The 10656-nt window shown below is 68.2% G+C and carries 12 protein-coding genes; 3 read left to right on the top strand and 9 right to left on the bottom strand.

The window, feature by feature from the left end:
- Positions 1-47: 47 nt before the first annotated feature.
- Positions 48-869: an SDR family NAD(P)-dependent oxidoreductase gene (locus tag ABFX45_RS26035; RefSeq protein ID WP_346132533.1), complete on the top strand. Its 822-nt coding sequence runs from the start codon at positions 48-50 to the stop codon at positions 867-869.
- Here ABFX45_RS26035 and ABFX45_RS26030 read toward each other — a convergent pair.
- Positions 862-1452: a TetR/AcrR family transcriptional regulator gene (locus tag ABFX45_RS26030; protein ID WP_109637762.1), complete on the bottom strand. Its 591-nt coding sequence runs from the start codon at positions 1450-1452 to the stop codon at positions 862-864. The two genes, ABFX45_RS26035 and ABFX45_RS26030, sit on opposite strands and share 8 nt — an antisense overlap.
- 79 nt (positions 1453-1531) lie before the next feature.
- On the opposite strand from ABFX45_RS26030, the gene ABFX45_RS26025 reads away from it, so the two are divergent.
- Complete coding sequence (locus ABFX45_RS26025) at positions 1532-1861, top strand: antibiotic biosynthesis monooxygenase family protein (protein ID WP_109637761.1); 330 nt, start codon at positions 1532-1534, stop codon at positions 1859-1861.
- Between the two features lie 23 nt (positions 1862-1884).
- Here the strand turns inward: ABFX45_RS26025 and ABFX45_RS26020 are convergent, their stop codons facing one another.
- Positions 1885-2490 carry a DUF305 domain-containing protein gene (locus ABFX45_RS26020; protein WP_346132531.1) on the bottom strand — a complete coding sequence of 202 codons (606 nt, stop codon included), beginning with the start codon at positions 2488-2490 and terminating at the stop codon, positions 1885-1887.
- 92 nt (positions 2491-2582) lie between these two features.
- Here ABFX45_RS26020 and ABFX45_RS26015 point away from each other — a divergent pair, with 92 nt between their 5' ends.
- Positions 2583-4064 carry an LVIVD repeat-containing protein gene (locus ABFX45_RS26015; protein ID WP_428834188.1) on the top strand — a complete coding sequence of 494 codons (1482 nt, stop codon included), beginning with the start codon at positions 2583-2585 and terminating at the stop codon, positions 4062-4064.
- Between the two features lie 12 nt (positions 4065-4076).
- Here the strand turns inward: ABFX45_RS26015 and ABFX45_RS26010 are convergent, their stop codons facing one another.
- From ABFX45_RS26010 to ABFX45_RS25980, 7 genes are read right to left on the bottom strand one after another with little or no spacing between them, the layout of a single operon-like run.
- Positions 4077-5237, bottom strand: a complete 1161-nt coding sequence (locus tag ABFX45_RS26010; RefSeq protein ID WP_211337392.1) for an MFS transporter — start codon at positions 5235-5237, stop codon at positions 4077-4079.
- Positions 5234-5629: a VOC family protein gene (locus tag ABFX45_RS26005; RefSeq protein ID WP_346132528.1), complete on the bottom strand. Its 396-nt coding sequence runs from the start codon at positions 5627-5629 to the stop codon at positions 5234-5236. The genes ABFX45_RS26010 and ABFX45_RS26005 overlap by 4 nt, the downstream gene beginning before the upstream one ends.
- Positions 5630-5636: 7 nt before the next feature.
- Positions 5637-6746, bottom strand: a complete 1110-nt coding sequence (locus ABFX45_RS26000) for a low temperature requirement protein A (RefSeq protein WP_346132526.1) — start codon at positions 6744-6746, stop codon at positions 5637-5639.
- Positions 6743-7774, bottom strand: a complete 1032-nt coding sequence (locus tag ABFX45_RS25995; protein ID WP_109637756.1) for an ABC transporter ATP-binding protein — start codon at positions 7772-7774, stop codon at positions 6743-6745. Before ABFX45_RS25995 ends, ABFX45_RS26000 begins: the two co-directional genes overlap by 4 nt.
- A 6-nt stretch (positions 7775-7780) precedes the next feature.
- Positions 7781-8563 carry an ABC transporter permease gene (locus ABFX45_RS25990; RefSeq protein WP_233439611.1) on the bottom strand — a complete coding sequence of 261 codons (783 nt, stop codon included), beginning with the start codon at positions 8561-8563 and terminating at the stop codon, positions 7781-7783.
- Positions 8551-9465 (bottom strand): ABC transporter permease, encoded by a 915-nt coding sequence (locus ABFX45_RS25985; RefSeq protein WP_346132523.1) that lies wholly within the window; start codon positions 9463-9465, stop codon positions 8551-8553. Before ABFX45_RS25985 ends, ABFX45_RS25990 begins: the two co-directional genes overlap by 13 nt.
- Positions 9462-10583 carry an ABC transporter substrate-binding protein gene (locus ABFX45_RS25980; protein WP_233442518.1) on the bottom strand — a complete coding sequence of 374 codons (1122 nt, stop codon included), beginning with the start codon at positions 10581-10583 and terminating at the stop codon, positions 9462-9464. Before ABFX45_RS25980 ends, ABFX45_RS25985 begins: the two co-directional genes overlap by 4 nt.
- Positions 10584-10656 lie beyond the last annotated feature (73 nt).

Raw genomic sequence — 10656 nt, 5'->3', positions numbered from 1 at the left:
AGCTTCTCTCGCTACTCGCATACCTCGCACCGGCTTAGCGTCAGGGCATGACAGTCGCACTCGTCACCGGCGCCACCCAGGGCCTCGGCCTCGCTCTGGTCGAAGGGCTCGCGCAACGCCTCGATCCCACCGACACCGTCTACCTCACCGGCCGGGACATGAACCGCGTCATGACCGCCGTCGAGTCCATGCCCGGCGGCGGCGGCGCCGAGATCCGCGGCGAACTCCTCGACGTCGCGGATCACCAAGCAGCGCGACGACTCGCCCACCAGATCCAGGAACGGCACGGCGGCATCGACATCGTGTTCGGCAACGCCGTCATGCGCGTCGGCCCGGACGACGACCCGCGCGTGATCGCCGACCGGTACACCGAGGTGAACAACTTCGGCACCACTAGGCTCCTGCGCGCCTTCGCACCCCTGCTGCGCGACAACGGAAGGCTGCTCGTCGTCGCCAGCTCGCTGGGCACGCTCCACCACCTGGCACCGGTTCTGCACAACCGGTTCACCACGCCGTCCTCCTTGGACGAGATCGACGAGCAGATCGCCCGCTGGCGCGACGAGCTGAAGGACCGCCGCACCGGCGCGTGGCCGGCCTTCGTCAACATCCCGTCGAAGATCGGCCAGGTCGCCGCCGTCCGCGTCCTCGCCGCCGAACGACGGGAGGACGACCTCAACCGCGGCATCCTGATCGCGTCCGTGTGCCCAGGCATGATCAACACACCCACGTCCGCGCTGTGGTGGAACGTCAGCACCGCCCCCACCCCGGCCCAGGCAGCGGTCGCGTTGCTCGATCTCGCACTGGACCCGGTCAAACCGGAGCACTACGGCGAGCTGGTCCGCTTCGGCGAGGTGGTCCCGTTCAGCTGATGCGCTGGTCCAGCCCGTGCACGACCTGGTCGAGCAACGTCTGGATGACCGCCTCGTTGTGCTCGGTGCGCCCAGGCGTGATCATCCGGGACGTTGCCTCGACCATCGCGTGCACGAGCATCGCCCGCAGCTGCGCGCGCTGCACCCCGGCGGTCTTGAAGACACCGACCAGCGGCGCCAGCAACCGTTCGTGCTCGGCCCGGATCTGCTCACGCGACGAGTCCGGCAACGTGTGCGCGGACAGCGCCACCACCGCCCCGTGGCTGCCGTCGGTGATGATCGCGAGCTCGGTCCGCAGGTACGCCTCGATCTTCTCCGGCACGGACGAGGCGCTGTTGACCGCGTCCTCCAGCTTGTCCGCCCACTCCGGCAGCGCGTCCGACACGATCGCGGCGACCAGTTCCTCACGCGACCGGAAGTACTCGTAGAGGCTCGGCCGCGACAGCCCGACCCGTCTCGCCAGCGACGCGAGCGTCAGCGCCTCCGCTCCCTCGGTCGCCACGATCTCCCGCCCGGCGTCCAGCAGGGCGCGCAACCGGTTGGCGCGGTGCTCGGCCACGGTGTCTGCGCTGATCCTCGGCACAGCGGGATCGTATCGCGCTTGATTTCCCGACGGGGAGTTGGAATAGTTTCCGACAGAGCGTCGGAATCAAGGAGGGCCCATGTTCATCGCGACGAACCGGCTGTTCGTGCCCGCCGAACGGGCGGAGGAGTTCGAGGCCCACTTCCGCAGCAACATGCGGACGTTCCTGCCCGGCGTGCCCGGCCTGCTGCGCAGCACGCTGCTCAAGCCGACCCGCGAGGACCAGCCGTACGTGTCGGTCAACGAGTTCGAGTCCGAGGAGCACTTCCGCGCCTGGGTCGCCTCCGACTCGTTCCGCGAGGCGCACAAGCGCAACCGCGGCATCGCCCGGCACGTCACGGGCAACGCCGTCGAGACCTTCCAGCACGCCGAGGACATGGTGCTGCCGCAGCAGCGCACCGAGCAGTAGCCACCCGTCTCACGGCCACCGTCTCACAGGGTGGGCAGCAGGGCCTTCATCCGGTTGATCTCGTCGGTCTGGACGGCGATCACGTCGTCCGCCATCTCCTCGACCTGAACGTTGGTGCCGGACGCCTTCACATCCGTCGCCATCGTGATCGCACCCTCGTGGTGCTTGATCATCAGCTCCAGGAACATCCGGTCGAAGTCCTTGCCGCGCGCCGCACCGAGCGCGTTCAACTGGTCCTGCGTGGCCATGCCCGGCATCGAGCCGTGATCGCCGCTGTGTGCGCTCATCGCGTTGTTGGTGCGCTGCCACTGCTTCATGGCGCCGATCTCGGGCTCCTGGCTGTACCGGATGCGGTCTGCCAGGCCTTTCACGGTCTCGTTCTGCGCACGATCAGGGGCGAACCTGGTCATCGCGAGCGCCTGCTCGTGGTGGACGATCATCATCGCCACGTACTGGCGGTCGGCGTCGTTCGGCGGAGCCTGGACCGCGCCGGTCGCCTCCGACGGTGCCAACGTCCGAGCGGAGCCGCCAGGCGTGTCCGGCGCGATGACCGGAACTGCATCAGGTTCCGCTGTACAACCTGCCAGCAGGGCGAATGCCGCCACGATGACCACAACCCCAGAGCGCATGACGCGGACAATACCCTCCGAAAGGCGCTGGCCCTTAGCAAGGCGAAAGGGTAATACTCCCCCTCACCAACCCGTACTGAGGGGGTAAAGCTGTGACTTCACGCGAAACGGCCCGCCGGCGCAGAACGCCTTTCGCGGTTCTGGGGGCGCTCGCGCTGACGCTGTCGACCTTGACGGCGCCCGCGTACGCCGAGCCCGACCTGCCAGCCGACGGCAAGGGGCTGAGCGAGGCTCAGCTCGAGGCACAGGCCGAGGGCGTCAGCGGCATTCCCGGCGTCGACGAGATCAGCCGCAGCCGCAACATGGTCCCGGTCGCCCACCTGGACAAGCAGGCTCCGCTCAGCTCGACGCAGACCGACATCGCGTTCCAGGGCAACTACGCGTTCGTCGGCAACTACGACGGCTTCGTCATCTACGACATCCGCAACCCGAGGAAGCCGAGCATCAAGAGCCAGGTCCTCTGCCCCGGCTCGCAGAACGACATCTCGGTGTACGGGAACCTGCTGTTCCTGTCGACCGACTCGTCGCGCAGCGACAACTCCTGCAACAGCGTGTCCAAGCCGGCGACCGAGAAGTCGTCGTGGGAGGGCATCAAGGTCTTCGACATCACCGACAAGGCGGCCCCGAAGTACGTCGCCGCCGTCGAGACCGACTGCGGCTCGCACACCCACACGCTGGTGCCGGGCAAGAACAAGAAGGACGTGTACCTCTACATCTCGTCCTACTCGCCCAACTCCACGTTCCCGGACTGCCAGCCGCCGCACGACAAGATCTCGATCGTCAAGGTGCCGCTGAAGGCCCCGGCCCAGGCGCACCTGCTGAAGGCGCCGGTGCTCTTCCCGGACGGCGGTAACCAGGGCAAGCCCGGCACCATCGAGACCGGCTACGTCGTGCCGACTTCCGGTTGCCACGACATCACCGTCTACCCGCAGCTCGACCTCGCGGCCGGCGCCTGCATGGGTGACGGTGTCCTGTGGGACATCTCCGACCGGGAGAACCTGAAGGAGATCCACCGGGTCCAGGACGACAAGAACTTCGCGTTCTGGCACTCGGCCACCTTCAACAACAACGGCACCAAGGTCGTCTTCACCGACGAGCTCGGTGGCGGCGGCGCGGCGACCTGCAACGAGAAGATCGGCCCGACGCGTGGTGCCAACGGCATCTACGACATCGTGGGCAAGGGCAAGGACCGCAAGCTGGTCTTCAAGTCCTACTTCAAGATCCCGCGCATGCAGGCCGACACGGAGAACTGCGTCGCGCACAACGGTTCGCTGATCCCGGTGCCCGGCAAGGACATCATGGTGCAGTCCTGGTACCAGGGCGGCATCTCGGTGTGGGACTTCACGAACTCGAACAAGCCGCGTGAGATCGGCTTCTTCGAGCGCGGCCCGATGCCGAACGGCGGGGGCGGCGGCACGTGGTCGACCTACTGGTACAACGGCTACATCTACTCCTCGGAGATGGGCCGCGGCTTCGACGTGATCGACATGCGCGACCCGCGCACGTTCGTGGCGAAGTTCTTCCGCACGGACGAGCTCAACGTGCAGACCCAGGGCAACTTCTACCGCGGGTAGTGGCTGTCCGAATCAGCGCGGCTGCCGACGCTCGGCAGCCGCGCTGATCGCTGTCAGGACCAAGGTCACCGCGACACCACCGAAAACCGCCCAGATCGGTGAGCCGACGTCCATCGCCCACGCGGCGACGACAGCGGTGAGGCCGTATCCCGCGCCGGTCACCGCGTACATCATCGAGAAGCCGGCGGCGTGCGCACCGACCGGAAGCCGTTCGCGCAGCGCCAGGCTCCGCGTCACCAGCACGCCGGACTGGAACAACCCGGCCGCGAGCAACGCACCCGCGATGCCCGGCAGGTTCGGGAACAACGCCACCGCGCCGACGCAGGTCGCGGTCACCACCAGGAGCACGAGTCCCTGGGTGCGCAACGATCCCGGCCACGGCCTCAGCCCGTACAGCACCGCGCCCAGCGCACTGCACGCCGCGAATCCCGTGAGCAGCGGCCCGGTCCAGCCGATGCCGATCCCCCGGTGCTCCAGCAGCGCCGGCAGCACCAGTTCCGCGACCGCCAGCTGCGCCAGCGCCGCCGCGCTCACCAGGTAGATCGGCCACGCCGACGCGACCACGCGCGCCTTCGCCGTGCCGGACCGGGAAGTCACGTGCCCGCGCGGCAGGATGAACACGAGCCACGCCGCCACGACGACCAAGGACACCGACACCACGACGGGCGCACGCCGGTCGACGCTCAACGCCAGCACGGTGACGAGCGCGGGCGCGACGGCCCACACCACCTGCGTGATCATGGCGTCGAAGCCCATCGCCTTGGGCACCAGCGCGTCCGGCACCAGCCCGAGCAGCATCGCCCGCAGCCCGCCCGGTGTCGTCGACGGCCCGGCGCCCGCGATGAACGCCGCGATCACGAGCACCGTCACGTTCGTCGTCAACGCGAGCGTCGTGAACGCCCCCGCGCCCACTACCAGCCCGGCCGCGAGCTGCCCGCGCATGCGCGACGGGTCGAGGAGCAGGCCCAGCAACCCCGCGCCGAGGATCTCACCCAGCACGTAGACGGCGGTCAGCGACGCCGCGAGCACGTAGCCTCCCGGCAGGTTCCTGGTCAGGAACACCATCATCAGCGGCGTCATCGACATGGGTAACTTCGCCGCCACGGTCACGACGGCGCAGGCCAGCACGTCCCGGTTGGCGAGATCGCGGTAGCCGGCAGCGGAGATCGTCACTCGCCCAGCTCCTGGAACAGGGTCAGCTGCAGCCCGGCCGGTGCTTTCAGCCTGGCGTTGAGCGAGTTCCACGGTGTGCGCGTGGGTTCCGCGATCACCTCGGCACCCGCGGCCTCGAGCTCACGAGTGGCCGCGGCGGAGTCGTCGACCTCGAACGCCACCCGGATGTGCCCGGCGACCCGCCTGCCCACCTCGACCTCGTCGATGAACTCCGCGTGCGGCGGGTCGGTGATCTCCAGCGTGGCCCGGCCGGCCTCCAGGATCGTGACCCGGCCGCCGTCGGACGTGAACGCCGCCCGTTCCTCGAGGCCGAGCACGTCGCGGTAGAAGCGCAGGGCCTCGTCGTAGTCGGCTGCGGTGACGACTAGGCGGAGTTCACGAACACCGGTCATACGACGATCATCGCACCACCCGCGTGAGGATCACGAGAACCAGCGTGATCCCCGCCGTCACGTGGATCGGGGCAGGACCGAACGTCGCAGCGAGCACCGCGGCCGAGCCGAGCGGCAGCAGGTACTTGCGCAACCCGGCCTGCCCCTGGCAGTCCTGCACGTACCAGACGCACAGGAAGAAGATCGCGAGCGGCACGGTCGTGAACGGCGCGATGACGATCCCCGGCGCGTGCGCGAGGTGCAGGTCGTAGTCGACCGAGGCGGCGAGACCGGCGCCGAGCGCCGCGATCGAGCCGAGGATGAACAGGTGCGCGTAGCCCCACAGGAACGCGCGCTTCAGCGAGTCCAGCCGCGGCGGTGCCTCGAAATAGATCCACCACACCGAGAACACGATGATCAGCGACGCCGCTGCGAGCGAGACCAGGTTGACCCCGCTGTCGAAGCCCTTCTGGAAGGCCTGCGTCGCCGCGAGGATCGACTCGCCGAGCACGATCAGCGTGAACAACCCGTGCCGCTCGGCGATGTGGTGCGGGTGCCAGGTCGTCGCCGAGGCGCGCTCCGCCCACACCGGCACCAGCAGCTCGGCGAGCATGCCGGCGCCCCACAGCGGAATCTGCAGGCTCGGTGGCACGGCCAGCACCCACAGCACCCAGAGAACCTGCAGCCCGCCGATGCCCATGGCGTACCGGCGTGCGCAGACCCGGTGCTCGTCGTTGTCCCTCGACGCGCGCAGCCACTGCGTGACCATCGCGAGCCGGATGACCACGTACCCGCCGACGACGACCCGGTAGTCCTGGTGCTCGAAGACGCGCGGAATGCCCGCCGCGACCACCAGCACACCGCTGATCTGGACCATCGTGGCGATCCGGTAGAACGTGTCGTCGTTGTCGAACGCGCTGGCGAACCAGGTGAAGTTGAGCCACGGCAGCCACAGTGCGAAGAACGCCATCGAGAACGCGAGCAGCCCGGCACCCGCGTGGTTCTCGACGACGGCGTGGTGCAGCCCGTGGGCGGCCTGGGCGACCGCCACCACGAAGCTCAGGTCGAACAACAGCTCCAACGGCGTCGCGACCCGGTGGGTCTCCGCCGTGTCACGCGCGAGGAGCTTTCTGATCATCCAGGCACCACCATGATTCGTGACTCGCTGAGGTCGAGCGCGACCCGCGTACCGGGCTGGTAGGCGGCCGCGGAGTTGGACGGCTGGTCCACGCGCAGCACCTGCTCGCCGACCTTGACCGAGATCCGCGTGACCGGCCCGAGGAACGACTGGGTCAGCACATCGCCGACGATCTTGCCATTCGCGTCGCCGCTGTGGGCGGCAACGCCGATGTCCTCCGGCCGCACGATGACGCGGACGGCGCTGCCGGACGGCTGGTCGTGCTCAGCGGGGAGCGTGACACCGTTGATCACGACGGTCTGGCCCTCCGCCTTGCCCTCCACCGAGTTCGTGACGCCGACGAACTGGGCCACGAACGCCGTCTTCGGTTCCCGGTACACCACGGACGGCGTGTCCAGCTGCTCCAGCCGCCCGTGCGACATGACGCCGACCCGGTCCGAGACGGCGAGCGCCTCCTCCTGGTCGTGCGTGACGAACAGCGTCGTCATGCCGAGCTCCGTCTGGATGCGACGGATCTCGTCGCGCAGGTTCACGCGGACCTTGGCGTCCAACGCGGACAGCGGCTCGTCCAGCAGCAGCACGCGCGGCTGGATCGCGAGAGCGCGGGCCAGCGCGACACGTTGCTGCTGACCACCGGACATCTGGTGCGGGTAGCGGCCGCCGAGGTGGCTGAGCCCCACCAGCTCCAGCAGCTCGCCGGTCCGTTTGGTGTCGGCCTTGCGCATCTTCAGGCCGAACGCGACGTTCTGCGCCGCCGTCATGTTCGGGAAGAGGCTGTAGGCCTGGAAGACCATGCCCATGTCCCGCTTGTTCGCCGGGACCTTCGTGATGTCCTTGCCTCCCACGGTGACCGTGCCGGAGTCGGCGGTCTCGAAGCCCGCGACGATGCGCAGCGCCGTCGTCTTGCCGCAGCCGGACGGCCCCAGCAGGCTCACCAGCTCGCCCTCGGCCAGGTCGAGGTCGAGGCCGTCGAGCGCGACGTTGCCGCCGAAGGACTTGCGCAGTCCCTTGAGTTCCAGGTGACCCATGTGTTGTTACTCCTCGACCACGGTCTGACGGCGCCGTTGGCCGACATAAGAAAGTGCGAACAGGAGGACGAACGCGAAGATCAGGCACAGCAGCGACACCGCGATGGACACGCCCGCGTTGCGCTTGCCGAGCAGGTTGACCTGCACCTGCAGCGTGTCGAAGTTGAGCAGCGACGCGATGGTGAACTCGCCGAGCACCAAGGCCACCGACAGCAGCGACGCACCGATGAGCGCGACGCGGATGTTCGGCACGACGACCTTCCACAGCACCGTGAACCACGACGCGCCGAGGCTGCGCGCGGCTTCCGCCAGCGTCTTCAGGTCGATCGCGGCGAGACCGGCGTCGACCGCGCGGTAGGCGAACGGCAGCACCAGGATCGTGTAGGCGAAGGTCAGCGTCAGCGCGGAGTCGCCGAAGAAGTAGTTCACCCACGCGTAGAGCGGTGCCATGCCGACCACCAGCACGATCGCGGGGATCGCGAGCGGCAGCAGGCACAGGAACTCCACGAGCCGCTGCAGCTGCGGGAGCCGCAGCCGGATCCACGCCATCGTCGGCACGAGCAGGACGAGCATCAGCACCGCACTCGTGACGGACAGCAGCAGCGAGTTGACGAGAGCCTCCATCAGGCCTTCGTCGTCGACGATGGCCGTCCAGGACTCGAGGCTGCGCGTGTTGTTCCTGCCCCGCGTGGAGAACTCCGCCATCGCGATCAGCGGCAGGATGAAGTAGACGCCGAGGACCAGCAGGATGATCGTGCGCAGCACGCGTTGCTTCACTAGCGAACCCACTTGGCCACCCTCCGCTGCAGCAGCACGTTCACGCCCATCGCGATGCTGACGACGATCACCATACCGAGGCCGAGCGCCTTGCCCAGGTTCTCCTGGCCGAGCACGACCTCACCGGTGAGGAAGCCGCGGATCTGCAGCGGCACGATCGGGCTGCCCTGCGAGACGAGCGCGGCGGCCGTGGCGTAGGCGCTGAAAGCGTTGGCGAACAACAGGAGCAGCGCGCCGAGGAACGGCGGCGTGAGGATCGGGCCGCCGACGTGCCGCCAGTACGTCCAGCTGGTGCCGCCGAGGCTCGCGTTCGCCTCACGCCACTGTGGACGCAGGCCGTCCAGCGCGGGCAGGAACACGATGACCATCAGCGGGATCTGGAAGAACGTGTAGACGAGCGTCAGGCCGGGCAGCTCGAACAGCCACGCGCTGCCGGCGAACAGGTCGATGCCAGCGTTGTCGCGCAGGAACTTCGTGACCAGGCCTTCGAAGCCGACCGTCGCGAGGAACGCGAACGCCAGCGGCACACCACCGAACTGGGCGAGCACACCGCTCGCCGCGACGACGGTCCTGCGCAGCATCCCGTCCGGGTTGCCGACCGCGATCGCCCACGTGAGCAGCGCGCCGAAGACCGCGCCGATCAGCGCGGTGAGGGCGGAAAGCTCGATGCTGCGCACGAAAGCGTCGAAGTAGACGCCCTTGAACAGGGTCGTGAGGTTGTCGAGCGTGAACGCGCCGTTGCTGTCCTGGAACGCACCGACGAGCACGAGGACCGTGGGATAGACGAGGAAGGTGCCGACGAACGCGAGGAACGGCACCGCGACGAACCAGGCGGCCACAGATGGCCGACCGGCGGCCCCACCCTTCTTGGTGGGACCGCCGGGAGCCGCCGCTACGGGAGCGACAGAGGTCATCCGACTGCCTGCGCCCAGGTCGCCGTCAGAACGGCCTTGGCCTTGTCGGCCTGGGCCTGCGTCTGGAACACCTGCTTGCCCTCGGTCTTCGGCAGCTTGTCCTTCGCCGCCTTGTCCGCCTTGTCACCCATCTTCTCCAGGCGAACCGGGCGGGACATGCCCTTCAGGTAGAGGTTCTGGCCCTCGTCGGAGTAGAGGAACTCCTGCCACAGGCGCGCGGCCGCGGGGTGCGGCGCGTCCTTGTTGATGGCCTGGTTGTAGTAGCCACCGATCTGCGCCTCGGACGGGACGACAACCTTCCAGTCGAGCTTGCCCTTGAGCTTCTCGGTCTGGGCGGCGTTGGTGTAGTCCCAGTCGATGACGACCGGCGTCTGGCCGGACTCGATCGTCGCGGGCGACGGGTCGACCGGCTGGAAGTTGCCGGCCTGCTTGAGCTGCTTGAAGAACTCGACGCCCGGCGCGATGTCGTCGGCGGAACCACCGTTGCCGAGGCTCGCCATGACCACACCGGCGAACGCGGCACCGGCCTCCGTCGGGTTGCCGTTGAGCGCGACCTTGCCCTTGTACTCGGGCTTGAGCAGGTCCTTCACGCTCGTCGGCGCCGGCACCTTCGCGGCGTCGTACCCGATCGACATGAAGCCGCCGTAGTCGCCGTAGTAGAGGCCGTCCGCGTCCTTCAGCTCGGCGGGGATGTCGTCCCAGGTGCTGACCTTGTAGGGCGCGAACAGGTCCTTGTTGGCCAGCGCCACGTTCAGGCCGAGGTCGAACACGTCGGGCGCGCGGTCGTTGCCCTTGAGCTGCTTGGCGGCGTTGATCTCCTCCTGACTGGAGGCGTCCGGCTGCGCGGAGTCGACCTTGATGCCGTACTTGGCCTCGAACGCCTTGATGATCTCGCCGTAGTTCGCCCAGTCCGGGGGCAGCGCGATGACGTTGAGCTTGCCCTCCTTCTTGGCGGCCTCGACCAGCTTGTCCATGCCACCGAGCTCGCTCGCCGACTTGGCGGTCCCGGCAGCACCGGTCTGCGTCTCCTTGGCGGGCGGGGCGCCGCAGGCGGCCACCGCCAGCACCAACGCGCCGACACCGATGAGTTTCGTGGTGACGTTCCCTCGCTTCAGCACAGGCGGAGGATTCGCGCGGATCGCTTTCGTTGTCAAGCCAGCCGCGCCGGTTGAGACCTTCTCGACTCCAACG

This window comes from Lentzea roselyniae, assembly GCF_039537795.1.
GTDB classification, from domain to species: domain Bacteria; phylum Actinomycetota; class Actinomycetes; order Mycobacteriales; family Pseudonocardiaceae; genus Lentzea; species Lentzea atacamensis.
Note: the sequence above shows the minus strand (reverse complement) of the source record. Positions and strands in the feature narration are given on the sequence as shown.

Excerpts from the sequence above, each read along its gene's own strand:
- ABFX45_RS26000 (WP_346132526.1), bottom strand. The coding sequence starts at position 6,746 with ATGATCAGAAAGCTCCTCGCGCGTGACACGGCGGAGACCCACCGGGTC.
- ABFX45_RS25995 (WP_109637756.1), bottom strand. The coding sequence starts at position 7,774 with ATGGGTCACCTGGAACTCAAGGGACTGCGCAAGTCCTTCGGCGGCAAC.
- ABFX45_RS25985 (WP_346132523.1), bottom strand. The coding sequence starts at position 9,465 with ATGACCTCTGTCGCTCCCGTAGCGGCGGCTCCCGGCGGTCCCACCAAG.
- ABFX45_RS26025 (WP_109637761.1), top strand. The coding sequence starts at position 1,532 with ATGTTCATCGCGACGAACCGGCTGTTCGTGCCCGCCGAACGGGCGGAG.
- ABFX45_RS26020 (WP_346132531.1), bottom strand. The coding sequence starts at position 2,490 with ATGCGCTCTGGGGTTGTGGTCATCGTGGCGGCATTCGCCCTGCTGGCA.
- ABFX45_RS26005 (WP_346132528.1), bottom strand. The coding sequence starts at position 5,629 with ATGACCGGTGTTCGTGAACTCCGCCTAGTCGTCACCGCAGCCGACTAC.
- ABFX45_RS26035 (WP_346132533.1), top strand. The coding sequence starts at position 48 with ATGACAGTCGCACTCGTCACCGGCGCCACCCAGGGCCTCGGCCTCGCT.